Source organism: Geobacter sp. (assembly GCF_030834625.1).
Lineage (GTDB): Bacteria > Desulfobacterota > Desulfuromonadia > Geobacterales > Geobacteraceae > Geobacter.
Map to the genome: position 1 here is coordinate 1 of NZ_JAUQXO010000033.1, position 24,256 is coordinate 24,256.

Sequence of the window (24,256 nt, forward strand, 5' to 3'; positions counted from 1 at the left end):
TTTGGGACAGCCCTTGCTCTGTTACCAGTTTGACCGCCTCTGCTCGAAACTCTGGCGTGTAACGTTGCTGCTTCTTCATGTTCCCCTCCCTCTCGGTAGTTTACCAAGTGGGAGTGTCCATTGTCTTCAGGATACGTCACTGCGCGACCGGGCACCACCTTAAACTCGACGGTTTATTGTCTTGACTATAGGGTCCACTCAACAAGGCCAAAACTGGTGATGTAACCAAGAAAGTCTTCTCCAAAAGTGGCGATATTCAGCAACTGTTGATCTATGGTGTGGCGGTCTACTCCAACGATTTCACAAAACTTTTCCCATGTGCCTATGCCTGGAACATCACGGTATGCTTTCGATTCCTTAATCTGCTTCAGAAACATCAAATTGGTGACGTCACCAAATTTCACAAACATCTGCGTCGCTTGGACTCGCCCAATTACTTCGTGGCACTGGGCAATCAACCGCTCCCGCTCCTCCTGACGCTGCCGAGCGGCAAGCTCCACTGCCCCCTCTTGCTCCACCACTGTTTGTGCGGTGGCCGTGTCAACATCTATAGCTGGTTTCCGCGCCATTTACCGTCCCTCCACAAGCGCAACCAGGTCGCGCTCCGCACGATCGCGAACACCCTCAAGGAGAGCTTTCTTCCGTGCCCACAGGATGGCTGCACCCATGCCAAGTTCAAAGCTATCGCCGACACGTCGGATAAGCTTGGTTTCCTCGAGGGTTACAAGGTGGCACATGACCGTGCCCTTTGGCAGGTTGACGGCCCTCGCCACATCGGAGCCGGAAACCGGTTCCTTCTGATGCGCCAGGTACTCCAGTATTTCTGTGGCCTTGCGTACTGAATCGATGATTTTGTAACTCTGCGCCATAACTACACTTCCTCCAATCTGTATGCTGTCCAAGAGCCACGCGGTACTGCCTGCTGTTGAAATAGAGCGATGACAACCGTACCACCTGGAATTGCGCCGCGGACCCGCAGTGTCCCGTTTTCCATTGCCTCTTCGAAAATCGCCTGGAAATCACACAAACGGAACGGGATAACGGGAAACCCCATCAACATGGCTTTTCTCCTTACTTGAGGCCGCGCTTGGCGCGGATCTGCAAAATTTTGCTCTGAATGCGTCGTTCTTCTTCCTGGAGGCGGGCAAGTTCGATCAAGTCTTTGTCTTCAGGATTCAGAACGTCGCTCCCCAGCGGTTCCAGCAGGTAACGGAAAGGTTCGAGCGACCCGAGCACATGGCAGACTGCGGGCAAAATTTCGGCCTTTATGCAGTAGTCGGGGTTCGAGCTGGTGTATTTGTCGAGCATTTCTTTGCTTACCGTCGATCCGGTAAGCCGACTGACTTCGGCGGCGACACGGTACCTATCCAGTCCACATTCACCGATTGTGCGAGACAGGCATTGCCGAAGTCCCAGCCCAATATCGAGTGCTCCCTCAGATAGCCCGGTATCAAAAAGACCCTGTTGTGCTGACAACGCCTTATCCCTCCCATGAACCCTTTTCGACATTTACGGCTCCTTTCCTGGCTGTTACAATCAACCGTAATTTGATAGAGTCCAGCGTAGGCCGTCTGCTCTATACACTGCACAGAGGTGCAATAGCTTCGGGCTGACTTGCTGTTTCTTCCCCATCTGGCCAAAGATCAACGACCGGGATACCAAGGGCGGCTGCGATTGCATTGCGCAAAATGGGGGATTTCCGCCTTCCCGCGACAACATGAGAAATTGCGGAAGGGTCAACGTTGGCTTGCCGGGCTATATCAACTCCGGAAATACTTTTTTTGATCATTATGATTTTTATTTTTTGGGCCGTTGTCATGATGTTGACGATAAACTATTAGTTGATTGCGGTCAAGAGGTTATTCACCATGAGTGTAATTTATTCGGATATCGTTGATCGAATGAAGCTGATTACGGGGCTTGGCTATGATTCTGATCTGGCCAAGATCCTTGAAATAACCCCACAAGCCATATCTAACTTCAAAAAAAAGGGGAAATTACCCTCGGACCTGGTAATCAAATTTGCGCTAGAACATAAAGTATCAGTTGATTGGCTATTGACGGGCGAATGGGATGAGAAATCGGCGATAGCTGTATTGAGAAAACGAATTTCTAGAAGCAGCAGGCCTCTTGATAGTTTCTTGATGGATACTCCGATGACCTTGCAGCAACTTTCAACATTCATTAGGGGAGAATGTAGGCCCAGCAAGGGAATACTCATTTTGCTTAGCAAGCGGGCGGGAGGGCCTTGCAGGGATGATGATTTCTTGAAGGCAATCGCTGGTGGAGGAGAAGAACAAATTCAAGAAACATTCGACCGTCAGGTAAAATCTGAGGGTTTAACAGATGACGTTTGGCAGGAAAAACTGGCGAGTACCATCGAAGAGTTGAAGCGGGTTTTTGATAAGTTTGAGAATTTGGTTAAAGAAGGCAAAAATCCCGTTCTCTACATGGGAGCTGATGAACTTGAGATCATTGCGGATCGTGAAATTTGGAAAAAAGTAAAGCAGATAGATGAAAGCTTGAAGAAGAAACTTGGGCGAGACCAAAACTTCAATGAGCCCTCTGGCAATGTCACTCAGACTGTAACCGGTAAAGGCCACAAGGTCGCTGGCAGGGATATCATCGAGGGGAACGAGCGACCGAAGAAGTAGGGGAAAATTTGAAAGAAGGCCAGAACAACTACAATCAGACGGTTTCGGGAGAGAATAACCAGGTTGCTGGGCGAGATATTATCATCCAGACCAACCTCGAACCGGACGACAAACCATCGCCTGATAATCCCAACCTGATCAGATGCCCGGCATGCCATAGATTCGGGGTATTCCGTGGCGCTGAACTATGCCCATATTGCAATTACAGTTTTCTTGAAGCGCGAAGAGCGGAACAAGAGAAGGCGAAACTCAAGGCCCATCAAAGAATGTCGGTGTTGTCATTGCTGGCTGTCGTGGTCTTTTCGATCGCGGTAACAATTGCGGACAAATTTGGCGTGGGGCTATTGAAAGGCTTGGGATGGGCGATTCTGGTCGTCTTCGTTTTGTATTTCGCGGGGCTTTGGTGTTGGGCATGGCTGAATGCATGGTTAAAATGCCGGTGAGGTGGAGCCGGTTTTCCCGCCTGTGACCTCCCGTCAAACATCTCTTGAAAAGATGGTCTCATCCCAAGGTATCCCAATGTATCTGAAGATATCCCGCCGAAAGTTATCTTAATTTCTACCCCTCTCTTATCTCATCTCTAAACAATGAACGTCGGCTAGAAGCTTACAATCCTTGCCGGGATGGGGCAAGGAGGGCGAGAACAGCCTGGGTCGTGGCACCGGCAACCCTGAGAGTCTTGTGTCGGGACTTTTCTCCGGCGATGATGGTGACGGCAGATTTTGGGACCTTGAGGAGCTTTGCGAGATATTCTGCGCAGAGTCGGTTCGCCTCTCCCTCCACGGGGGGTGATGTGAGGCGGAGCTTGATGGCGTCTCCCTGGATTCCGCAGATTTCGTTCCGGGAGGCCCGGGGCTGAACATGGACGGAGAAGGTGACGCAGTCGGCGGTTTCCGTGATTCTGAGTTCTCCGGGGAATGCGTCACTCTTCATCGAGGGCGAGCATTTTGTAGTGGGTGTCGAGGAGGGACTTGAAGGAGCTTTCGAACTGGAGCCGCTGGCGACGTATCTCCTGAATCTGGTCGCTAAGCTGGGCCAGCCGGCGCTCGGCATCGGCAACGATCTTCTCCGCCTTCAGCTCTGCCTCTGAGATGACCAGTGCCGCTTCCTTCTGGGCGTTCGCCTTCATCTCCTCGGTGATCTTCTGGGCGGCGAGCATGGTTTCCCGCAGGTTCTTTTCCTGCTGGGCCATCTGCTCCATTTCGGTGGAGGCCCTTTTGCACTGTTCCTTCAGGTCGGTGTTCTCCCGCACCAGACTTTCCATTTCCTCTGCGACCGTCTGGAGAAAGGTGTCCACCTCCTGCGGGTCGAGCCCGCCGAACATCTTCCCTTTGAACTGCTGCTGCTGGATATCTATCGGGGTGATTCTCACGGCATGCCTCCCATTCCAAGCTTCATCTTGTAGGCCAGGTCGTAGATGCTCCGCACGAGAAAGCTCTGGAGGAAGTAGATGGCAACGAGCACGATGATCGGGGAGAGGTCGAGCCCTCCCATGTCGGGGAGGAACCGGCGGACCCGGGATAGGATCGGTTCGGTGCTCCGGTAGAGGAAGTTCACGATCGGGTTGTAGGGGTCGGGGTTCACCCAGGAGATGATGGCCCGCGCAATGAGAATATAGAGGTAGATGGTGAGGAGGATGTCGGCAATCTTGGCGACGGCCAGGAGGAAATTGGCAAACACGAACATGACGTGCCCCTTGGTTAGTGGATGAACAACTGCCGCGTTATACAGGAAACGGCGGCATAGTGTCAAGAAAGCGTCAACCTTGGGCGGTTTTCTCTCCCGTGTAGATTGTCGCAATCCCGAAGGTGAGATCCCGGTGGGCCGTGGCGCGGAATCCGACCGTGGTCATGAGGGACTTGAACTCTTCCTGGGAGGGAAACTCCAGGACGGAATCGGGGAGGTATTTGTAGGCGCTGAAGCGGGAGAAGAGACCACCGATCGCCGGCAGCACCCGGAGGAAGTAGAAGTAATAGATCCGCTTGAAAAGCTGTGAGCGGGGGGTGGAAAATTCGAGAATCACGGCCCGCCCCCCGGGCTTCAGGATGCGGAGCATCTCCGACAGCCCCTGGCGTCGGTCGACCACGTTGCGGATGCCGAAGGCGATGGTGACCGAGTCAAAGGTGTTGTCGGGAAAGGGAATCGCCTCGCAGGGAGCAATCTCGAGGGTGATCCGGCGGGCGTAGGGGGACTGGGCAACCTTCTCGCGGCCCAGGGCCACCATCCCTTCCGAGAAGTCGATGCCGACGATGGACACCGAGTCGGGGGTCTGGCGGGCGATTTCAAGGGCCACGTCGCCGGTTCCGGTGGCAACGTCGAGAATTTTTCCCCCCTCGGTGCATCGGGTGCACTCGACGGCGATCCGCCGCCAGCGCCGGTCGATGCCGAAGCTCAGGAGCCGGTTGAGGAAGTCATACCGGGGCGCGATGTCGGAAAACATCTCCCGGATCCTCTCGCCTTTTTCGCTCAGTTTATACATCGTGAATTTTCTATCCTTTTACAGGTAAAGGTGGTATAAATCTTGGTTCTTTCTGGGGGTACAGCCCGTTATTTGTAGCACAAAACCTCACCCCATGCCAGAAAATAAGATTCTGTGCATGAATGGACCTGCTTCACGCTTGGGATCTCTAGCGGGAAGAGGGACGAATTGACCAAAGGAAAGGGTAAGGGCACATGGTTCCCGTGATCCGGTGGCAGGATGTCGCCGACATCATCATCATGAGCTTTATCGCCTATCAGCTCTATAGCTGGTTCAGGCACACCCGGGCCATGCAGGTTCTGATAGGCATGGTCTTCCTGGTCGGGGTCTATTTCGTTACCAGAAACCTCGGGCTTTTCATGACGAGCTGGATCCTCCAGGAACTTGGGACCGTCCTCTTCGTCCTCATTATTGTCATCTTCCAGACAGAGATCCGGCAGGCCCTCTACCGCTTCAGTTTGCTGCGGAACTTTTTCGGCAGACAGGAGGGGGGTGGGCCCATCGATCTCACCGATCTTGCCCATACGATTTTTGGTCTTGCCCGGGAGCGGACCGGCGCGATCATCGTCTTTCAGCGGCAGGAATCCCTCGACGATTACCTCCTTCACGGTGTTCGCCTCGACAGCATTCCGAACGGTCAGCTCATCGAGAGCATTTTCCTGAACGGAGCCCCCCTTCATGACGGTGCCGTGGTCATCAAGAATGGCCGCATCACCCAGGCGTCATGCCACCTTCCCCTTTCAACGCGGACGGAACTCCCCCGCCATTTCGGCACCCGCCACCGGGCCGGAATCGGCCTTAGCGAGCGCTGTGATGCCGCCGTGGTCATCGTCTCCGAGGAGCGGGGAGAGGTGGGTCTCGCCCTTGCAGGAGAACTTGAGACGCCCGGTACGGCCGAGAGTCTTTCCGAAAGACTCCAGGGGCTCCTCTATCCCGAGCGCCAGGAGAAGGTGCATATCTCGTTGCGGCAGCGGCTGTTCAGCAATATTGTTCCCAAGCTCGTAACTGCCCTTGTTGTTCTTGTGAGCTGGTTGGTCATTACTACGAAGCAGGGGGGAATTTTTACGGTCACCGTACCCATCAAGTTCCACAACCTGCCGGGAAATGTGGTGCTGTTAAAGAGCAATCCCGAGGAGGTGGAGGTTCAGCTCAAAGTCTTCTCGAGCCTGATCCCGTCGCCGAAACAGCTTGATTTGGTGGCCGACCTGGATCTCTCCAACGTCAGGGACGGTAACAATAACCTTGCAATAAGCGAGAGCGACCTGAATCTCCCCCTCGGTGTCGTCGTCACCGGCATGACTCCGTCGGTGGTAAAGGTGACCATCGGCAAGAAGGTTCAGAAGTCCCTCCAGATACGGCCATCGCTGGCAGGTACTCTTCCCGGCAGGCAGCGGTTGCAGCGGGTGCGCGTCGAGCCCTCAGCGGTGGTTGTCGAAGGGCCAGAGCACGTGCTGGGTGGCATTGATACCATCCAGACCGAGGTGGTGAACCTCGATGACATCCGGCAAAGCACTGTTGTCGAAGCAAAGATTGTGTCACCGTCACCACAACTCCGAATCGTAAACGATGAGCCGGTCAGGGTGCGGATCGTGACCTCGGGGAGACGATGAAATGGATGTCGGGGGAATAAAAGGTTGACAGGTGTGTGACGGTTTGTTATAAAAACGCAGTCAATGTATTGCTTTAATAAAACAAATGAAGGAGGGGATATGAGTTTTCGATTGCGACTTACGGCGCTTTCCTTGATCCTCTTAGCCTTTCCCGCCCTGTCCCACGCCGCCAAAACCCACAAGATCAGAAAAAGCGAAACCGTCTACTCCATCGCAAAAAAACACCACGTCAGCGTCAAAGACCTCAAATCCGCCAATAACCTCGCCAATGGCCGCATAAAGCCAGGATCTGTCCTTGTTATCCCCCCCCGCACGTCAACCGAAGCCACAGCAAGCTCTTCCCGCGCTGCAAGCTACAAGGTAAGGAAAGGCGATACCCTGGCAAAGGTTGCGCGGAGGACCGGCGTTTCCGCGGGTGAGTTGCGACGCCTGAACGGCATTGGGAAAGGAAGGCTCAAGCCCGGGCAGGTCCTTGCGCTCCGTGCTGTGGAGTCCGATGATGCTGCCAAGGCGAAGCTTTCCCTGAAAAAGCCCCTCAGGAACCTCGATATCTATGACGCGAAAGAATATGAGCAGAGCTTGAGCGAACTCATGGAGAACGATCCGGACCGTCCGGCTGACTTCACAAAGAGCGTGAAACTGGACGTTGATGGTGTCTCGGAACTCAAAAAGACGGCCTACAGTTTCATCGGTACCAGATATCGGTTCGGTGGCACTACTCGCAAGGGTCTTGACTGTTCCAGTTTTGTGCAACATGTTTTTCGTGAACTGGACGTTGACCTTCCCCGCACCGCACGGGAGCAGTTCCATGTGGGCGATGCTGTTGCACCTGGCGATCTCCAGAAGGGAGATCTCCTGTTCTTCCAGACCTATGCACGCTTTCCGTCCCACGTTGGCATCTACCTTGGCAACAACAAGATGATTCACGCCTCGTCCCGGGACCGGCGGGTTGTCATCTCATCTGTCGATACCCCTTACTATCGTGCCCGTTTTCTCGGCGCAAAGCGGATTTCCGAGGTCAATCCCGATGTGCTGAGTCTTGATGACCTGACCTCCGGTGTTGACGAGGAGGGACTTGAGGATATCCTGACGAATGATACCCTCGGAGTCAGTCTCTTGAAATAAGGTTTACGGTCCTGTCGTGTACATACGAAATAAAATCCGGTCCCCAGGGCCGGATTTTTTTTTGAGGTATTCATGCTCCCTCTCATCGTCACAGCCGCCATCGTAAGGCATGAAGGCAAAATCCTGCTGACCAGGAGAAAGCCCGATGCTCCCTATCCGCTGTTCTGGGAATTCCCCGGCGGCAAGCTTGAGTCCGAGGAGCACCCCGAAGCCTGTATTGTGCGGGAGATGCGTGAGGAACTAGCCATGGAGGTTTCTGTTCAGGGGATCTATGACGTGGTCTATTTCCGTTATCCCGAACGGCCGGTTCTTGTCCTAGCCTACCGGTGCGCCTGGGTGGGCGGAGAATTGTGTGAACTGGACGTGGCCGGACACTGTTGGGCTGATCCTGCGGAGCTTCCCCGTTTTGATCTCCTTCCCGCCGACTACCCCCTTGCGGAGAGGATAGCTCAGGAGTTCAGTGATGCGGATACTTCTCGCCTCTAGACCCCATCCAGGCGGGGTCCGGGATCCGTTCACCTCCCTCATGCCTACTGGGCTCGGCTACCTCAACGCCCTTCTTCGGGAGAATGGCTTCGGATCCCGCCTGGCTAACCTCTCCGGAGCTTCCTGGCGTGATGTGGAAGAGCTGCTGCGACAAGAGTGTCCTGCCATCCTCGGTGTCTCCGTTTTTACCCACAACCGTTTTGAATCGCTTCGGCTTGCCGCGTTGGCCAAGAAAATTGATCCCGCCTGTCTCACTATTTTTGGTGGCCCTCATGCTACCCATGCCTTTGAATCTATCCTTGCGGAGCATCCGGAGGTGGATGTCGTGGTCCTTGGCGAGGGTGAGGAGACTTTTCTTGATCTTGCACGGGCGGTGGCACGGGGAGACCGGAACTTTGACGCAATCGCCGGACTGGCATTCCGGCAGGGCACCAGGGTACACCATGCAATTCGGGCCCCTGTTGCGGATCTCGACGCGCTCCCGTTGCCGGCCCTCCACATGGACGATTCCTGGGGATGCGACGTTCGCCGCCAGCTAGAATTTATCATCACCTCCCGCGGATGTCCCGCTTCATGTCGATTCTGCTCCTCGCCCCGGTTTTGGGGGAAGGCGCTCCGCTTCCGCTCACCCCGTGCCATGGTCGACGAGATCCGCGCCATCCGCGATCGCTACGGGCTCATCTACTTTTCTCTCCGCGACGATACCTTTACTGTCAACAAAGAACGGGTGATTGACTTCTGTCGACTGCTCCTGGAGGAAAAGGTCTATATTCTCTGGAACTGCCAGTCGCGGGTAAACGCCGTGGACGAGGAGATGCTCGTCTGGATGCGGCGGGCAGGGTGCGAGTGTGTCCAGTACGGTGTCGAGTCGGGGTCGGAGAGAATTCTCGCCTATCTCGGCAAAAGGATCACTCCGGAGCAGGTTCGCCGGGCTGCCAAGTCAACCAGGCGGGCCGGAATAAACCTTTCCATCTATCTGATTACTGGCGTGCCCGGGGAGACCGACGAGGATTTGCAGGCGACCCTAAAGCTCATAAATGCAATCCGTCCCCACGACGGCCATGTGGCGCCTCTGGCCTACTACCCCGGTACGGCACTGTTTGACGAGGCGGTGAGGCAAGGGAGAGTGAGTGCCAATCTCTTTGATCGCGAACGGGAAGAAGCCCTGTATGTGCGAAACGATCCGTTCGTTGTGCACTCAGCGGAGACGCTCCTTCGGACACTGCACCGACTCGGGGGAAAAGCGCGCTTTGGTCCGGCTGACTTTGCCACCCAGCGTGAGCTCTTGGGCTATTGCCATGGGGCAAATCTCGCCGAGGGGGAGTGGTGTGAGGGTATGGGGAATTTCGGGAGGGCTGAGGCGTTATATCGGGAGATCGTCGAACGCCAGCCGGGTAACCCTTGGGGATGGCTGGCCTTGGGGGGGCTCTATGGTTCGGAAGGAAGAGTGGAGCGTGCGGAAAAAGCCTTTGGGAGGGTTATCTCGCTTGTGCCGGCCCATGTCCCTGCCTATCTGGCCCTTGGTGATCTGCGACTCGAAGCGGGTGATCGACGCGGTGCACAGCAACGCTACGAGGAGGCGGGACGGCTTAGCCCCCGCGACCCTGACGTTGGCGAGCGGCTGCAGATGATATCGGGGAGACGTGGCACGAAAAAAGGCGGCCCCTGACGGGTGCCGCCTTTTTTCGTGGTGAGTTGAAAACCGGTATTTACTTGCCGGCGATCCGGATGCCCGGCGCGAAGATAATCTTTTCGAAGGTCCGGTTGAGGGTCTTGCTGTGGAAGTTGACCATCGGCGGTGAGTCGGGGAACTCGACTTCGTCGCCAACCTTCACCTTGGTCTGCATGACGGCAACCCAGAGCTTCTGGCCCTTCTCCTCTACTTCCAGATAGGTGTAGCCCGCAGCGTCCATGGTGGAGACAACCTTACCCTTGTGGCCGGCACCGGCGGGAACTTCGACGGGCTTGAGGCCGGCGTGGGGGTCGCCGCCGTGGGTGGCGTCCTTCGGCATCTGGCCTTGGGCGGGCTGGGCCGGCATGCCGCTTTGTTGGGGTGCAGTGGTCTCAGGGGCCTTCGGCTTCTCCTTGCATCCGGCTGCGGCGAGCGATGCGACTGCAAGTGCAACCAACACTGTCTTTTTCACCTGTGTCCTCCTGTCTGGTGTACGTTTCTCGTTTCTCAAAGGCGCACCTTACCATAGGTTTCAAATATTTTACAACAGCAAAAAAAGCCTGTTATTTTCCGATGATGACCTCGCCTGTGTCGGTAATGAGTTTGCCGGGGAGCTGAAATACCCGTTTGAAAATGTCCAGGACCCCCTTGGCCATGGATTTGACTGGTACGGCGGTGACGACGGGGTCACCCAGCTTCCCCTTGGCCTCGAAATAGGTGGAGATGAGGTGCTTGTCCTTGCCGGTGAGGATCCAGCCGACGATCGGAATACGGTTTACCACCTTGTCAACGGTCTGTAGCGGCTGGACGCCAATGATCGCATCGATCTCCTCCTTGACCAGGTCGATCGCTCCCACGGCCGAGACATTCATGGCATTGCTGTCGATGAAGAGGTCTTTAGTGGCGATGGTCCCATCCTTCAGGGCGAAGGTACCATCGATGCGGTTGTATGGCATGCCGTCGGCCACCATGTCGGGGAGCTTGAATGTGAAGAGCTGCGACACGTTGAGGATGGAGAATATCTTGGAGAGAACTGAGTATCGTCTGAGCTTGCCGTCTTCAAGATGGAGCCTGATGTTACCGAGGATAGTCCTTTTGAACTCGGCGGCGGTTTTCCCCTTGGCGGTAACGTCGGCTTGGAACGTCAGAGTGCCGGTGATGAGCTCGTCGTGGAGCCGCAGGTTCAGCGCCTGGACCAGCTCCTCGGCGGAAACCTTTTCAGCCCTGAGATTCGTCTGGTAGCGGGGCGAGCCGTTGGAGCCGAAGTCTGCTCTTAATGTTCCCGCGATCCGACCGCCGAAGGCGCCGCACTCGAAGGGTTGGAGATAGAGAATCCGGTTTTCGAGCATGGCAACGGTATGGAGTTTCCTGAACTGCACCCCTTCGAATTTACCCTCTTCTGCATTGACCGAGGCCTTGATGGTGGCCGTGCCGTCCCGGGCTGTTTCCTTGCGGATCCGTTCAAGTCCGGTAAGAAGAAGGACGTCCTCGATATGCAGGAAGGGAGAGGTGACTGCAATGTCAACCCGCGGGTTTTGCAGTTTTTCCACTGTTCCCTTCAGATTCAGAGCAGATTCATTCACCGTGCCGGACAGGGATTTTATCAGGAGGGTGTCATGGGCAAGGGAGATGGTCCCCTGCACCTTCTTGATTTGCAGGCTCTTTCCATCCGGGGTCTGCAACCCCAGGTCGGCCACGTCGAGGGCCGGCGCGGAAAATTCAAGGGAGATGGCTGGGTTGTCGAAATCGGTCAGGGTTCCCGTGCCGAAGAGAAGGGAATTTCCCAGCATTGCCGACAGCCGCGGGGTTTCCAGCGACTTGTCCCTGAAGCGGATGCCTCCGTTAATGTTGTGGACGCGTTTGATGCCGCTCGGCGGCTGGAACGCCGCGCCGGCAAGGAGCACATCCCCTCCCCAGTTCAGGCCTCCGATGGTTTCTGCGCTCCCGTCGGCGCGGGCCGTGACCTGCATCCTCCCTTGCGGCTGATAGGGTTTGACCCGTGGGAGCAGGGGGACAAGAGTCGCAATCTCGAACTGGTTTGTCCGAATTTCGACATGATGGGGCACATCCTTCCCTGGCCGGTATTGAGTCGACAGAGTGAGCGCGAGAGGGGGGAGCTGGTACTGGCACGAAAAGGCGTCCATGCCGGACTTCGAGAGGTTCATTTTAAAGGAGAGCTGGTTGGCCACTCCGACGGGCTTGGCGATGATGTTGGTCGCACTGTAGCCGGCGTTTGCCAGATTCCAGTCGCCGGACAGGGCATACCCGGACGTGTACCCGGCGCCGGTGATGTGCAGTGTCGTGTTGCCGGAAAATGAAAGTTTGCCGTCCAGGTGTTTTCCCAAGAGCCAGGCAAGTTCCTGCTGCTGAGGGTTTAATGTCGCGTTGAACGGATAGGATGATGGCGTGTCGAGGGGGTAGTCGGTGATCATGCCGTTCAGGGTAAATGGTGACGTGCCAAACTTTCCCGACATGTTGCGCAGGATGAAATTCTTGCCGTATAACTCCAGTTCCCCCTTGATGCTGTTGAAGGGGGGCACGCCATCCCCCAGGTCCACAACACCCCCTTCCAGGACGCGGGCCTTGATGGTGAGGATGTTGTAATTCTGGTCCTTCTCCATGTGGAGGATCTGGCTCACCCGACCGTCGAGCCTTCCCTCGTCCAGCCGGTACGTTCCTGCCTTGATGTACCGCTCGATGAACTGGGAGGTATCGTCGACGATGATGCCGAAGGGTATGTAGTGAAAGAACCGTTCGAGCTTGAAGGGGGCCATGGTGGCCCGTGCCACGATCCGCGGATCATTAGTGTCGATGTCCCTGATGGTGCAGCTTCCCTTGACCACGAGGCCGTCCATACGGAAATCGACTGCAGAGACGTCAACCTGATGCCGGTCGCGCTTCATCGTATAGTCCAGCTGAAGGTCGCGGGGGGAGAGGACCGCGTGGAAGACCTTGGGATAGGAGAAGCGGAGCCCGGCAACCCGGATCGCCCCCTTTGAGGTGAAGTCCGCCGCAGTCCCATGGAGGGAAGCCTTGACGTCGAAGTGTCCTGCGAGGGGGTCGAAAGGGACGTATCTGCCATAGTAGGGCCAGTAGTGGTCAGCAGCGAGGTTCTGGGCCTCAACCTTGGCATCGATGCGCGTTTCCGCCATCGGATGCCCCTGTCGCGGGATATCTGCCGAACCTCGGGCGGAGAAGGTTCCGGCGGTTGTTCCCTGTACCAGAGTGGTCGCAAGGGTAAAGTCCGTCTCTCTGCCGCGGGTGACCCGGTCCAACTCCAGATCGGTCTTCTCCAGCCTGGTCACCACTCCCGCGGCCGCGGCCGCCTGGTCAGTGATGGTGATTTTCCCGTCACGGATTCTGATCCCTCTCATCCGGAGGGGGACGGCATCTTTTTTCTCCTCCAGCAGGTCGCTGATGTTGAAGATGCCGTCCCTGTTGCGGATTATCTGGACTGCCGGCCGCTCCACCTCAAGTTTTCTGATGACGACCTTCCGCTCCAGCAGGGGGAGGAGCGCGAGCCGGAAGCTCACCCGATCTGCTGTAGCGAAGGTCGCCAGGCCATCCCGTTCTTTGATGACAACCTTGGTAAAGCTGAAGGCTGGGGTAAAGTGGAGGGTCGCATCCCCTTTCTCGTAGGTTACCTGGCGGTTGAGACTCTTCTGGATCTCGGTGAGGATCTGGTCCTTATAGGTGTCGAGTTCGTGAAAACGCGCCAGGAGAACGGCCGTGACCCCGCCGACGACTATGCCCAGGATGAGGAGTGTAACGATGAGGAGGGTCTTTGCGCGACGGGAAATCATGGGGAAGGGGGCCTTTCGTTTAGTCTGAAAACGAAAGAGAGTATACTCTTCCCCGGCGCAAAGTGGCAACCATCTTCGTGTCTTGCCGGGGGAGCGCCGTGTCGGCCTGGTTGCATTACCACCCCCCTCTCTGATAGTATGACTCGATTTATGAGAATCAAACGCCTCGACATATCAGGCTTCAAGTCGTTCGTCGACAAGGTCTCCCTCGACTTTCAGCAGGGGATAACCAGTATCGTCGGCCCCAACGGCTGCGGCAAATCCAACGTGGTGGACGCCATCCGCTGGGTCATGGGGGAGCAGTCGGCAAAGAACCTCCGCGGCAAGTCCATGGAGGACATCATCTTTGGTGGGAGCGAGTCCCGCAAACCCCTCGGCATGGCCGAGGTTTCGATGTTTTTCTCCACCGACGACGGGCGGGTTCCGGCAAAATACCTGAACTACAGCGAAATTCAGGTGACGCGCCGCCTCTACCGCGACGGCGAGAGCGACTACTTCCTCAACAAGACCCCCTGCCGGCTCATGGACATTACCGAGCTCTTCATGGATACCGGCGTCGGTGCCCGGGCCTACTCCATCATCGAGCAGGGAAAGATCGGGATGATCCTCCACTCCAAGCCCGAGGAGAGGCGATTTCTCATCGAGGAGGCGGCCGGCGTCACCAAGTTCAAGGCCAAGAAGCAGGTGGCCCTGAAAAAGATTGATCTGACCCGGCAGAATCTCCTGCGCCTTGGCGATATTCTGGCCGAGATCCGGCGGCAGCTCACCTCGCTCCAGCGCCAGGTCAAGAAGGCCGAGCGGTTCCGCGAGTACCGCGAGGAGCTTCGGGAGATCGAGGTGGCCGCCACGGTCAGGCGCTTCATGGCCCTCGACACTGCCAAGGAGCAGGTGGAGGAGGCGCTTCGCCAGAGCGTTTCCCGGGCTGCCACGCTGACGGCGGATCTTGAACAGCGCGAACTGGGGCTGGACGAGCGGCGCCTCGCACTGGTGGAGCGGGAAAGGTCTCTGGCGGAGGCCCAGGAGGTGGTTTTCTCCCTCAAGGGGGAGATCCAGGGGTACGAGAGCAGGATCGAGTTCCAGCGCAAAGAGCTCGGGGGGCTTGAACGGCAGGAGGAGCGGCTTGCGGCAGAACTTGACGGGCTGGAGAGCCAGCTTGCCGCTGCCGGTGAAGAACTCACGCGCCTCGTGGAGCAGAGCGGCACCTACGCCGTGGAGGCGGCGGGGGAGGAGGATTCCCTTGTCACCCGCGAAAGAGAGTTGGAGGAGATGGCTGCCGCCGAGCAGGAGCTTTCTTCCGACCTTGAGGCGGTAAGGCGGGAGCTTTTCTCTCTCCTGGCCGAGGTGGCCCAGCTCAACAACCAGCGCACCGCCGCTGCCCGGCGCCTGGAAGGGCTTGCCGAACGGGCCGAGCGGAACCGCCGCGAGGGGGTCCTTCTCAACGAGTGGCTCGTGGAATCGTCGGGACGGGTCACGGAGCTTGAGAAGGCCGTTGCAGGGCTCGCCGGCCAGAAGGCCGAACTCCAGGAGCGTCTGCCGCTTCTCTCCCGTCGAGAGACGGAGCTTCGGGAGCGCTTGGCTGGCTTCGACCGGGAAATCGGTTCCCGCCGCGATGAACTGAGCAGGAAATCGTCGCGCCTCCACTCGCTCCAGGAGCTGGAGGCACAGTTCGCCGGCTACGGCCAGGGGGTCAGGAATCTGCTGTTGGCCGAGCGGTTCAAGGGGCGCTTCGCCGGTGTCATCGCCGATTTCGTGGAGACTACGCCCGAGTTCGAGACGGCCCTGGAGGCGGTGCTGGCCGAGCGGCTCCAGTACGTGGTCTGCCTCGATGAGGCCGATGCCTTCGAGGCGGTCGCGTACCTTTCGGCGAGCGGCGGAGGACGCTGTTCCCTGGTGGCGGGGACCCCCTCCCTGCCGGGCATCGACGCCGTGCCCGACGGCGCGGTACCGATACTTTCCCACGTTACCATTGCCAATGGACGGCATGCCGTCGTGGAGAAAATCCTGGCGGACGCTTACCTTGTGGGTGATCTTGCGACAGCCTGTGCCCTTTCGCGGCTTCACTCCCGAAGCATCTTTGTTACCCTTGTGGGTGACGTGGCCTTTGGCGGCGGGATCGTGAGCGGCGGCTCGGTCGAAACCGCAGGACCGGGGATTGTCCACAAAAAGCGCGAGATCAGGGAGCTCACCGGCGAGGTGGAGCGTCTTGCTGCCACTGTTCGAGATCTGGAAGCCGCCCGGGACCAGACGCAACAGGAGCGGACCGGCACCGAGGAGGAGCTCCGGGAGGTGCGTCAGAACCTCCACCAGACCGACATTCAGCTTGTCAATGCCGAGAAGGATCTTCTCCGGGCTAAGGAGGAGGTCCAGCGCATCGAGGAGCGGCTTGCCGTCACCAGCATGGAGGATGAACAGCTCCGGGAGGAGCGTGAGGCTCTTGAAGGCGAGATTGTCGACGCGGACACCCGCAAGGTCGGTCGCGAAGAGAAAAAAGGGGTGCTCGAGTCCGAGCTTGAGAGGCTCCAGGAAACCCTCACGGTCAGGAAGCGTGAAATCGACGGGGCCCGCGATGCGGTCACCACTCTCAAGGTCCGGGGTGCCCAGCTCCGGGAGAAGAAGGAGGCGGCCAGCCGAGCCCTGAAGCGGACCGAAGAACTCATGGCCGACCTCCAGGCGCGGATCACCCGGCACCGGGAGGAGCGGGAGCGGTGCGGCCAGGAGCGGGAGCGCCTCGTCGCTTCCCTTGCCGGAGGTGACGGCGAGCTGAAGTCTCTCCTTGAGCGCCATGCCGAAGCCGAAGGGGCAAGCGCGAACCTCAAGCGCGAGTTCGAGGGCCAGGCCGAGGCGGTTCGAATTGAGGAGAGTTCCCTTCGGGAGATCCGCACCCTTGCCGAACAGGCGAAGAATGCCGTCGCCGCCGACAGGCTCAAACAGTCGGAACTGACCCTGGAGCTCAACCATCTCGTGACGTCTCTCATGGAGAAGTACCGACTCGAAATGCAGCCCCTGCTCCCGAAGTACGTTGACCAACCCTTTGACGAGGAAGCCGCGGCCCAGCGGCAGGCAGAGCTTTCGCGCCTCATAGACGAGATGGGGGAGGTCAATCTGACGGCTATTGAGGAATATCGGGAGCTGGATGAGCGCTTCACCTTCCTTTCGGGCCAGAAGGCCGACTTGGAGGAGTCGCTCCATTCGCTCCAGCAGGCGATCCAGCGGATCAACCGCACCACCCGCAAGCGATTCCTCGAAACCTTCAATCTGGTAAACGAGAAATTCCAGGAGGTTTTCCCGCGGCTCTTCTGCGGCGGCCGGGCCGAACTGAAGCTTACCAACGAGGAGGACCTCCTGGAGACAGGCATCGACATCATCGTCCAGCCCCCCGGAAAGAAGCTTCAGAACGTGACTCTCCTCTCGGGCGGCGAGAAGGCCCTGACTGCCGTGGCACTCATCTTTTCCATCTTCCTCATCAAGCCGTCACCCTTCTGTCTTCTTGACGAGGTCGACGCCCCCCTTGACGACGCCAATATCGGGCGCTTCAACGACATGGTGCGGGAAATGAGTGAAATTTCCCAGTTCATCATCATTACCCACAACAAGGCGACCATGGCGGTTGCTGACACCCTCTACGGCGTTACCATGGAGGAGCCAGGGGTGTCAAAGATCGTTTCTGTCAAACTGAATTAAGAGGAGATCGAACGGTGTCGTTCAAATCAATTCTGACCGATCTAGTGCAATCCGTTCCCGGCGCCAGTGGCGCGATCATTGCCGACTGGGAGGGTGAGACAGTTGATCATGTCGCCCTCATTGACGACTACGAGTTAAAAATTATGGCAGCCCATCTGGGGATCATTCTCACCCGGATGAAAGAGCTCCAGGGAAGGCTCTCTGCCGATCCCGTCCATGAAGCGGTAATCACCTTGGCTGATCAGCGCGTGATCCTCGGTCCAGTCGGAGACGATTATTCACTAGTGTTGACCCTCGGCAGGCAGGCCATCCCCGGTCGGGCCATGGTCAGGTTCAGGCAGGTACGAGACATCTTGATGAAGGAGATTTATTGATATGGGGGAAGAAAAGAAGGGCTTCTTTAAGGGGCTTTGGAACAAGATTGCCGGGGCAGAGAGTCCAGAGGAGAGCCCTCTACCAGAGCAGGAGCCAGGGATGGTTGAGCATCCTGTTCAGGCCGAGCAGTCAGAGGAGCGCAAGCCGGGGCTGTTCGACCGCCTGCGCCAGGGGCTCAGCAAGACCCGCGACAGCCTCGTGGGGAAGATCGACCGGCTGGTCCTCGGAAAGAAGGAGATTGACGCCGACACCCTTGAAGAACTCGAAGAGATCCTCATCACTGCCGACATCGGTGTCCAGACCACAGTGGAGCTTATCCGGATTCTCGAAGAGCGTCTCTCCCGCAACGAGCTAAAGGACGGGGCAGCCCTCCGGGAGACCCTCAAGGAAGAGATTCTCAAGCGGCTGAGTCGGGATGTCAGGCCCCTGGCCGTGGATTCCGCCTCCCCCTTCGTCATCATGGTTATCGGCGTCAACGGCGTCGGAAAGACGACCACCATCGGCAAGCTTGCCGCCCGGTTCTCTCGGGAAGGGAAAAAGGTTGTTCTTGCCGCCGGCGACACGTTCCGGGCCGCTGCCGCCGAGCAGCTCGAAATCTGGGGCGAGCGGGTCGGCTGCGACGTGGTTCGCCACAAGGAGGGAGCCGATCCCTCTGCCGTGGTCTTTGACGGCATCAAGGCTGCCGTGGCCCGCAAGGCCGACATACTCATCGTTGACACGGCGGGGCGGCTCCACACCAAGGTCAACCTCATGGAGGAGCTCAAGAAGGTTCGTCGTATCATGGGGCGAGAGATTCCCGGCGCTCCCCACGAAACACTCCTGGTTCTCGATGCGGCCACTGGTCAGAATGCCCTCTCCCAGGCCAAGCTCTTCAAGGAGACAGCCGAGGTGACCGGCATCGCTCTTACCAAGCTGGATGGCACGGCCAAAGGGGGAATTGTTGCTGCCATCTGCAACGAGTTTCGGATTCCGGTCCGCTACATCGGCGTTGGAGAGGGTGTCGACGACCTCCGCGACTTTGATCCGGCCGAATTCGTGGATGCGCTCTTCCAATAATTGCCTTGACTTCACGGGGGCTCTGCAATAGTATTTCATGCCAAAAAAGGTATCCCAATGGACACTGAACTCTTTGCCGACCTTGAACGGCGTGTTGAGACGCTCGTCGAACGGTATATCTCCCTTAAACGGGAGAATGATCTCCTTCGCGAGGAAAACAGTCGCCTTCTCGAAGAACGTGATGCCGTTAAGTCAAGGATAGACGGCGTCCTGAGGAAGCTTGAAGGGATTTGACGTTCGTGAAGGCTTCGCACCGCGTCAGTGTGCTCGGCAAGGAGATTACCGTTAAAAGCTCTGCTTCCCCTGAGTACGTTCGGGAAGTTGAGACCCTTGTCAACCGGAAGCTTGCTGAAGCCCAGGCGTCGGTGCCTGTTGTTGGCGATCCCCAGATACCAATAATTATTGCGCTCATGAATCTGGCCGAAACGTGCCTGTCGCTCTCTCGGGAACTTGAGGAAAAAGGGCGGACTGAAAAGGAAATCATGAGCCGCTTGGTCAAGCGTATCGATAACACTCTTCCCTGAACGGGGAGGGCTTCTAGTTGCGTAAACGGTTTTGCGGTCTCCCTTGGGGGGATTTCACCATAGAAGCAGTCCGGTTTGGTTTGGAAAGTTTGATCAGTTACAACAGAAATGGCTTTGACGCTATCCGGTTGCAAGGCACTCCTGTTTTACTGATAGCAGCCTGCAGAAGTTCATCCGATGCCGAAAGGGTAAGCACGTTTGCCGTAATGCCGTAGCCGCACGCCATATTCATTACCCCAAAAGCATACACACCCCCTCTGTTGCTGGTCACGCTTTCCTTCCTCAATCTCCTGCCGGAGACCCCTGATTCCGGGACGAGTTTCGTCCCAAGATGTTTCTTACTGAACGCCTCTCTGAAAGGGTGCCATGCCCAAGAGAAAGCTGCGGCAATTTATGCTCGACAAGCGGCGCGAGTTGACCGCTGAAGAACGGGGCGTCTCTGGACACCCCATCCAGCAGGCATTCATCGCGTTACCAGCATTTGCCGAGGCGCGTATTGTTGCACTCTACTCACCTGTTCGCGGCGAAGTGGATACGGGAGAAGTGGTGCAAGCCGCGCTGAAAGACGGCAAGGTTGTTCTCTTCCCCGTTGTCTGTGGGGAGGATCTCCGTTTCGTCAGGGTTTATGATCCCAGTGAGATGGGCAAAGGAGCTTTCGGGATAGACGAGCCATGCCTCACAGGTGAAGCCTATGCTCCAGACGAGGCAAACCTTATTGTGATCCCTGGCGTTGCCTTCGATCGTTCCGGGAAAAGGATAGGATTCGGAAAAGGCTACTACGACAGGGCGCTCCATCATCTTGAGGGGAAGGGAAAACTCGTAGGTTTTTGTTACGACTTTCAACTTGTAGACGAGATAGTTGCAGAACCCCACGACGTCGCGGTCGATGTCATCATCACCGAGAAGAGGGTTATTCATCTTCGCGGTTACCAATAGATCAAAGGAGGTATTAAGACGTTGAAGATAGAAATCGCCATCGTCCTTATTCTGGTAGCAGGAGGCCTCGGTTTCTTTATCGGGAACCTGCTGCGCAAGCGTCTTTCCGACACCCTCGTCAGCAAGGCAGAAGAACTTGCGTCAAAGATCGTTGATGACGCAAAGCGTGAAGCAGAAACGATAACCAAGGAAGCAGATCTCAAGGCCAAGGACGAAGTCTATCAGGCCAAGGCCGAGGCCGAACGGGACGCCAAGGAGAAACGTAAAGACCTCCAGGCCCTGGAAAAACGCCTCCAGCAGAAGGAAGAGAACCTTGACAAGAAGATGAACCTCTTTGATCAGCGCGATGCGGACCTGACAAAGAAGGATCAGACGCTTATGAACCGGGAACAGGCGCTGGTCCAGAAGGAAGAAAGGCTCGACGGTCTCATCGCCGAGCAGCGTGAAAAGCTGGAGAGCATCTCGGGCCTCTCGTCTGCCGAGGCGAAAAAAATCCTCATGGATGCCATGGAGAGCGAGGCCAAGCTCGATGCCGCCAAGCGGATAAAGGTCATTGAAGAGGATGCCCGCGAGACGGCGGACAAGAAATCAAAGGAGATTATTGCCCTTGCTATTCAGCGTTATGCGGGCGAGTACGTGGCCGAGCGGTCCGTTTCGGTTGTGGCGCTCCCTTCGGATGAGATGAAGGGAAGGATCATCGGTCGCGAGGGGCGGAATATCAGGGCCCTTGAGGCGGCAACTGGCATTGATCTTATCATTGACGATACCCCTGAGGCGGTGATCCTTTCCGGGTTCAATCCGGTCCGTCGCGAAGTGGCAAAAATAGCGCTGGAAAAACTCATCACCGATGGCCGCATTCACCCGGGCCGCATCGAAGAGGTTGTTGCCAAGGCTGAGGAGGAGGTTGAGCAGACCATCAAGGAGGCCGGTGACCAGGCTGCTTTCGATCTGGGAGTCCATGGTATCCATCCCGAGATCCTGAAACTTATCGGTCGGCTCAAGTATCGTACGTCCTACAGCCAAAACGTTTACCAGCACTCCTTGGAGGTGGCCTTCCTCTGTGGCATTATGGCCTCCGAGCTTGGCGTCAACGTGAAACAGGCCAAGCGAGCGGGTCTCCTCCACGATCTGGGCAAAGCGGTTGATCATGAGGTTGAGGGGTCCCATGCGGTTATCGGCGCTGAACTTGCGCGCAAGTATGGAGAATCCCCTAAGATTGTTCACGCCATCATGGCTCATCATGAAGATGAGAAACCTAACTCCGTTCTGGCCGTTCTTGTGCAAGCAGCCGATGCCTTGTCTGGCGCCCGTCCCGGCGCCCGGCGCGAGATGATGGAAACGTACGTGAAGCGTCTCGATGACCTGGAGCGGATTGCCACTTCGTTCACCGGCGTTAACAACTCATTCGCCATACAGGCAGGGCGTGAGATCAGGGTCATGGTTTCCAGTGACGAAGTCACTGACGAGAGGGCGGTTGTCCTTGCCAAAGACATCGCAAAGAAGATTGAGGCCGAGATGACCTATCCCGGCCAGATCAAAGTGAACGTGATCCGGGAGACGCGAGCTATCGAGTATGCCCGTTAAGATTCTCTTCATAGGCGATATCGTTGGAGCTCCGGGCCGTCAGGCAGTGGCCCGGGAGCTTCATCGTCTCATCGATCGTCACCGGATTGATCTGGTGGTTGCCAATGGAGAGAACGCCGCAGGTGGCTTCGGCATTACCGAAGAAAAGGCCCGGGAACTCTTTTCTCTGGGCATCGATGTGCTTACGAGTGGTAACCATGTCTGGGACAAAAAGGAGTCTTTTCCGTATATCCGACGTGAGGAACGTCTTGTGCGTCCTGCCAACTATCCGCCTGATGCGATCGGCAGGGGAAGCACCCTGGTCCGTACTGCGGGGGGGATTAACATTGGGATTCTGAATCTTGAAGGACGGGTTTTCATGAATAGCCTCGACTGTCCCTTCCGAACCGCTGACCGGGAGATAGCTCAACTTAAGGGGCAGACAAACATTATCGTTGTCGACTTCCATGCTGAAGCCACCTCCGAGAAAGTGGCCCTCGGCTGGCACCTGGACGGCAGAGTCAGTGCGGTGATCGGCACCCATACCCATGTGCAGACCGCCGATGAGCGTATTCTTCCCGGTGGAACTGCCTATATCACCGACGCCGGTATGACTGGAAGCTTCGATTCGGTCATCGGCGTCAAAAAGGAACTCGCTGTGGAGCGCTTCCTTACCCAGATGCCGGTCCGGTTCGAGGTTGCCAAGAAGGATATCCGTCTTAATGGTGTTGTAATCGGCATCGATGAGGTGGGCGGCTCTGCGCTCTCTGTTGAACGTATATCACTAGCGTGTTCGTGAGGGAGGAAAGGTTTCCATGTCGGTAGAAGAGCAAATGGCGATTATCAAGCGTGGTGCGACAGAAATACTCATTGAGAAGGAACTTGAGGAGAAAATCGGCAAATCTCTGAAGTGTGGGATACCCCTGCGCATTAAAGCCGGATTTGACCCGACTGCACCAGACCTCCACCTTGGTCATACCGTTCTCCTGCACAAGATGCACCAGTTCCAGCAGCTTGGCCACGAAGTATGCTTCCTCATCGGCGATTTTACTGGGATGATTGGTGACCCAACCGGCAAGTCGGAAACTCGCAAAGCGCTTACTCGCGAGGATGTACTGAAAAACGCCGAGACTTACAAGGAGCAGGTATTCAAGATCCTGGATCCAGACATGACTCGGGTTGTCTTCAACTCCGACTGGCTGGGTAAGCTGACCGCCTCTGACATGATCGGTCTCGCCGCGCAGTCTACCGTTGCACGGATGCTTGAACGAGATGATTTCGGCAAGCGTTTCGCCAACCAACTCCCCATAAGTATCCACGAATTTCTCTACCCTCTCATCCAAGGCTACGACTCTGTAGCCCTTCAGTCTGACGTAGAACTGGGTGGGACAGATCAGAAGTTTAACCTCCTTGTTGGTCGTGAGCTGCAGCGCGTATGGAAACAGTCTCCCCAGAGCGTCATTACCATGCCTCTCCTTGAAGGACTAGATGGCGTCAACAAGATGGGCAAGTCTCTTGGTAATTATGTCGGCATCAACGAGCCCGCCGATGAGATTTTCGGAAAACTCATGTCCATTTCGGATGAGCTCATGTTCCGTTACTACGAGCTGCTTAGTGATCTAACGCTCCTAGAGATTGAAAAACTCAGGGCGGCTATCAGGGATGGGGCAGTTCACCCCATGGAAGCCAAGAAGCAGCTTGGTCGCGAGATTGTCTCTCGCTATCACGGTGTTGCTGCAGCTCAAGCTGCAGAAGACAATTTCGTCAGACGCTTCCGTGACAATCAGACTCCGGATGAAATGCCAGAACTGATCTTGCCGGCTCAAGAGGGCGTTGTACTTTTGGGCCGACTGTTGGCTGAGGCAGGCCTCGTTCAGTCTAACAGTGAAGGCCGACGCGCAATTAACCAGGGCGGCGTGAAGGTGAACGGAGACAAGGTTTCCAACGATACACTTGAGCTTCCTTGTACGGGTGAATACATCCTACAATTTGGTAAGCGCCGCTTCGCTAAAATAGTCTTTGGTTGAATTTAATGTTTTTTCTCCTTGACCGCACGAAAGAGGTTTGATATAACCTCACTTCCTTTTGACGGGACGGAAGCAGCAGGCAAGAAAAAAGCTTCTGGGTAGAAAAAAAGTGATTGACAGCAGAAACGAGAGTGTGTAGATTGCAAAGTCTGCCGCGGACGAAACGGCAGCTTGGTCTTTGAAAACTAAATAGCAGAGAAACACGTAAGCAGGTTTTTGCTAGCTTTAAAGATCTTCGGATCAAAAACGTTTAGTCAGTTCAAAC

The 24,256-nt window shown here is 56.5% G+C and carries 25 protein-coding genes; 15 read left to right on the top strand and 10 right to left on the bottom strand.

The features are described from left to right. The 4 genes from RCH91_RS09480 to RCH91_RS09495 form a co-directional block, all read right to left on the bottom strand. Window positions 1-79 (bottom strand): transposase (locus tag RCH91_RS09480; protein WP_306534530.1); only part of this gene is annotated, 79 nt, incomplete at its 3' end. Window positions 80-185: 106 nt separating this feature from the next. Next, window positions 186-569: a hypothetical protein gene (locus tag RCH91_RS09485; RefSeq protein ID WP_306534482.1), complete on the bottom strand. Its 384-nt coding sequence runs from the start codon at window positions 567-569 to the stop codon at window positions 186-188. Continuing rightward, window positions 570-869, bottom strand: coding sequence for a helix-turn-helix domain-containing protein (locus RCH91_RS09490; protein ID WP_306534484.1), 300 nt, complete (start codon window positions 867-869; stop codon window positions 570-572). A 202-nt stretch (window positions 870-1,071) separates the two neighbouring features. Then, entirely contained in the window at window positions 1,072-1,509 is a 438-nt protein-coding gene (locus RCH91_RS09495) for a hypothetical protein (protein ID WP_306534485.1), read from the bottom strand. Between the two features lie 359 nt (window positions 1,510-1,868). On the opposite strand from RCH91_RS09495, the gene RCH91_RS09500 reads away from it, so the two are divergent. Together RCH91_RS09500 and RCH91_RS09505 are read left to right on the top strand one after the other, a co-directional pair. Further along, window positions 1,869-2,654, top strand: a complete 786-nt coding sequence (locus RCH91_RS09500; RefSeq protein WP_306534487.1) for a helix-turn-helix domain-containing protein — start codon at window positions 1,869-1,871, stop codon at window positions 2,652-2,654. Window positions 2,655-2,662: 8 nt separating this feature from the next. Continuing rightward, window positions 2,663-3,097, top strand: coding sequence for a hypothetical protein (locus RCH91_RS09505; RefSeq protein ID WP_306534489.1), 435 nt, complete (start codon window positions 2,663-2,665; stop codon window positions 3,095-3,097). A 163-nt stretch (window positions 3,098-3,260) separates the two neighbouring features. Here the strand turns inward: RCH91_RS09505 and RCH91_RS09510 are convergent, their stop codons facing one another. The 4 genes from RCH91_RS09510 to ubiE form a co-directional block, all read right to left on the bottom strand. After that, a complete protein-coding gene (locus tag RCH91_RS09510) occupies window positions 3,261-3,587 on the bottom strand; it encodes a DUF167 domain-containing protein (RefSeq protein ID WP_306534491.1) in 327 nt (108 codons plus the stop codon). After that, window positions 3,577-4,026 (bottom strand): DivIVA domain-containing protein, encoded by a 450-nt coding sequence (locus RCH91_RS09515; protein ID WP_306534493.1) that lies wholly within the window; start codon window positions 4,024-4,026, stop codon window positions 3,577-3,579. The genes RCH91_RS09510 and RCH91_RS09515 overlap by 11 nt, the downstream gene beginning before the upstream one ends. Beyond that, complete coding sequence (locus tag RCH91_RS09520) at window positions 4,023-4,340, bottom strand: YggT family protein (protein ID WP_306534496.1); 318 nt, start codon at window positions 4,338-4,340, stop codon at window positions 4,023-4,025. The genes RCH91_RS09515 and RCH91_RS09520 overlap by 4 nt, the downstream gene beginning before the upstream one ends. 73 nt (window positions 4,341-4,413) lie before the next feature. Continuing rightward, window positions 4,414-5,133: a bifunctional demethylmenaquinone methyltransferase/2-methoxy-6-polyprenyl-1,4-benzoquinol methylase UbiE gene (ubiE, locus tag RCH91_RS09525; RefSeq protein WP_306534498.1), complete on the bottom strand. Its 720-nt coding sequence runs from the start codon at window positions 5,131-5,133 to the stop codon at window positions 4,414-4,416. Between the two features lie 194 nt (window positions 5,134-5,327). Between ubiE and cdaA the strand changes: the two genes are divergently transcribed. The 4 genes from cdaA (at window position 5,328) to RCH91_RS09545 (ending at window position 10,023) form a co-directional block, all read left to right on the top strand. After that, window positions 5,328-6,743: a diadenylate cyclase CdaA gene (gene cdaA / locus RCH91_RS09530; protein ID WP_306534500.1), complete on the top strand. Its 1,416-nt coding sequence runs from the start codon at window positions 5,328-5,330 to the stop codon at window positions 6,741-6,743. A gap of 99 nt (window positions 6,744-6,842) precedes the next feature. Next, a complete protein-coding gene (locus RCH91_RS09535) occupies window positions 6,843-7,868 on the top strand; it encodes a C40 family peptidase (RefSeq protein ID WP_306534502.1) in 1,026 nt (341 codons plus the stop codon). Window positions 7,869-7,940: 72 nt separating this feature from the next. Further along, window positions 7,941-8,354 (top strand): (deoxy)nucleoside triphosphate pyrophosphohydrolase, encoded by a 414-nt coding sequence (locus RCH91_RS09540; RefSeq protein ID WP_306534504.1) that lies wholly within the window; start codon window positions 7,941-7,943, stop codon window positions 8,352-8,354. Then, window positions 8,332-10,023 (top strand): B12-binding domain-containing radical SAM protein, encoded by a 1,692-nt coding sequence (locus tag RCH91_RS09545; RefSeq protein ID WP_306534506.1) that lies wholly within the window; start codon window positions 8,332-8,334, stop codon window positions 10,021-10,023. Before RCH91_RS09540 ends, RCH91_RS09545 begins: the two co-directional genes overlap by 23 nt. A gap of 40 nt (window positions 10,024-10,063) precedes the next feature. On the opposite strand, the gene RCH91_RS09550 is transcribed toward RCH91_RS09545, so the two are convergent. Together RCH91_RS09550 and RCH91_RS09555 are read right to left on the bottom strand one after the other, a co-directional pair. Then, complete coding sequence (locus RCH91_RS09550) at window positions 10,064-10,498, bottom strand: hypothetical protein (RefSeq protein WP_306534508.1); 435 nt, start codon at window positions 10,496-10,498, stop codon at window positions 10,064-10,066. A 91-nt stretch (window positions 10,499-10,589) separates the two neighbouring features. Next, complete coding sequence (locus tag RCH91_RS09555) at window positions 10,590-13,829, bottom strand: AsmA-like C-terminal domain-containing protein (RefSeq protein WP_306534510.1); 3,240 nt, start codon at window positions 13,827-13,829, stop codon at window positions 10,590-10,592. 150 nt (window positions 13,830-13,979) lie between these two features. Here RCH91_RS09555 and smc point away from each other — a divergent pair, with 150 nt between their 5' ends. From smc to tyrS, 9 genes are all read left to right on the top strand, one after another. Continuing rightward, window positions 13,980-17,510, top strand: coding sequence for a chromosome segregation protein SMC (smc, locus tag RCH91_RS09560; protein ID WP_306534512.1), 3,531 nt, complete (start codon window positions 13,980-13,982; stop codon window positions 17,508-17,510). 14 nt (window positions 17,511-17,524) lie between these two features. Then, the gene (locus RCH91_RS09565; RefSeq protein WP_306534514.1) at window positions 17,525-17,884 is read left to right on the top strand and encodes a roadblock/LC7 domain-containing protein; all 360 of its coding nucleotides are present in this window, start codon (window positions 17,525-17,527) and stop codon (window positions 17,882-17,884) included. A 1-nt stretch (window position 17,885) separates the two neighbouring features. Next, on the top strand, window positions 17,886-18,941 hold the full coding sequence (gene ftsY / locus RCH91_RS09570; protein WP_306534516.1) for a signal recognition particle-docking protein FtsY: 1,056 nt from the start codon (window positions 17,886-17,888) through the stop codon (window positions 18,939-18,941). A 57-nt stretch (window positions 18,942-18,998) separates the two neighbouring features. After that, a complete protein-coding gene (locus tag RCH91_RS09575) occupies window positions 18,999-19,175 on the top strand; it encodes a cell division protein ZapB (protein ID WP_306534518.1) in 177 nt (58 codons plus the stop codon). A 5-nt stretch (window positions 19,176-19,180) separates the two neighbouring features. Then, window positions 19,181-19,465 carry a cell division protein ZapA gene (locus RCH91_RS09580; protein WP_306534520.1) on the top strand — a complete coding sequence of 95 codons (285 nt, stop codon included), beginning with the start codon at window positions 19,181-19,183 and terminating at the stop codon, window positions 19,463-19,465. Window positions 19,466-19,831: 366 nt separating this feature from the next. After that, window positions 19,832-20,401 carry a 5-formyltetrahydrofolate cyclo-ligase gene (locus RCH91_RS09585; protein WP_306534522.1) on the top strand — a complete coding sequence of 190 codons (570 nt, stop codon included), beginning with the start codon at window positions 19,832-19,834 and terminating at the stop codon, window positions 20,399-20,401. A 21-nt stretch (window positions 20,402-20,422) separates the two neighbouring features. Then, window positions 20,423-21,985: a ribonuclease Y gene (rny, locus tag RCH91_RS09590; RefSeq protein ID WP_306534524.1), complete on the top strand. Its 1,563-nt coding sequence runs from the start codon at window positions 20,423-20,425 to the stop codon at window positions 21,983-21,985. Further along, window positions 21,975-22,763: a TIGR00282 family metallophosphoesterase gene (locus RCH91_RS09595; RefSeq protein WP_306534526.1), complete on the top strand. Its 789-nt coding sequence runs from the start codon at window positions 21,975-21,977 to the stop codon at window positions 22,761-22,763. Before rny ends, RCH91_RS09595 begins: the two co-directional genes overlap by 11 nt. A 16-nt stretch (window positions 22,764-22,779) precedes the next feature. Next, entirely contained in the window at window positions 22,780-23,991 is a 1,212-nt protein-coding gene (gene tyrS / locus RCH91_RS09600; protein WP_306534528.1) for a tyrosine--tRNA ligase, read from the top strand. The last annotated feature ends 265 nt before the right edge of the window (window positions 23,992-24,256 follow it).

Bases quoted from the DNA above. Each gene is read 5' to 3' on its own strand.
- RCH91_RS09485 (WP_306534482.1), bottom strand. From the start codon at position 569: ATGGCGCGGAAACCAGCTATAGATGTTGACACGGCCACCGCACAAACA.
- RCH91_RS09490 (WP_306534484.1), bottom strand. From the start codon at position 869: ATGGCGCAGAGTTACAAAATCATCGATTCAGTACGCAAGGCCACAGAA.
- RCH91_RS09495 (WP_306534485.1), bottom strand. From the start codon at position 1,509: ATGTCGAAAAGGGTTCATGGGAGGGATAAGGCGTTGTCAGCACAACAG.
- RCH91_RS09500 (WP_306534487.1), top strand. From the start codon at position 1,869: ATGAGTGTAATTTATTCGGATATCGTTGATCGAATGAAGCTGATTACG.
- RCH91_RS09510 (WP_306534491.1), bottom strand. From the start codon at position 3,587: ATGAAGAGTGACGCATTCCCCGGAGAACTCAGAATCACGGAAACCGCC.
- RCH91_RS09520 (WP_306534496.1), bottom strand. From the start codon at position 4,340: ATGTTCGTGTTTGCCAATTTCCTCCTGGCCGTCGCCAAGATTGCCGAC.
- ubiE (WP_306534498.1), bottom strand. From the start codon at position 5,133: ATGTATAAACTGAGCGAAAAAGGCGAGAGGATCCGGGAGATGTTTTCC.
- cdaA (WP_306534500.1), top strand. From the start codon at position 5,328: ATGGTTCCCGTGATCCGGTGGCAGGATGTCGCCGACATCATCATCATG.
- RCH91_RS09535 (WP_306534502.1), top strand. From the start codon at position 6,843: ATGAGTTTTCGATTGCGACTTACGGCGCTTTCCTTGATCCTCTTAGCC.
- RCH91_RS09540 (WP_306534504.1), top strand. From the start codon at position 7,941: ATGCTCCCTCTCATCGTCACAGCCGCCATCGTAAGGCATGAAGGCAAA.
- RCH91_RS09545 (WP_306534506.1), top strand. From the start codon at position 8,332: ATGCGGATACTTCTCGCCTCTAGACCCCATCCAGGCGGGGTCCGGGAT.
- RCH91_RS09555 (WP_306534510.1), bottom strand. From the start codon at position 13,829: ATGATTTCCCGTCGCGCAAAGACCCTCCTCATCGTTACACTCCTCATC.
- smc (WP_306534512.1), top strand. From the start codon at position 13,980: ATGAGAATCAAACGCCTCGACATATCAGGCTTCAAGTCGTTCGTCGAC.
- ftsY (WP_306534516.1), top strand. From the start codon at position 17,886: ATGGGGGAAGAAAAGAAGGGCTTCTTTAAGGGGCTTTGGAACAAGATT.
- RCH91_RS09575 (WP_306534518.1), top strand. From the start codon at position 18,999: ATGGACACTGAACTCTTTGCCGACCTTGAACGGCGTGTTGAGACGCTC.
- RCH91_RS09585 (WP_306534522.1), top strand. From the start codon at position 19,832: ATGCCCAAGAGAAAGCTGCGGCAATTTATGCTCGACAAGCGGCGCGAG.
- RCH91_RS09595 (WP_306534526.1), top strand. From the start codon at position 21,975: ATGCCCGTTAAGATTCTCTTCATAGGCGATATCGTTGGAGCTCCGGGC.
- tyrS (WP_306534528.1), top strand. From the start codon at position 22,780: ATGTCGGTAGAAGAGCAAATGGCGATTATCAAGCGTGGTGCGACAGAA.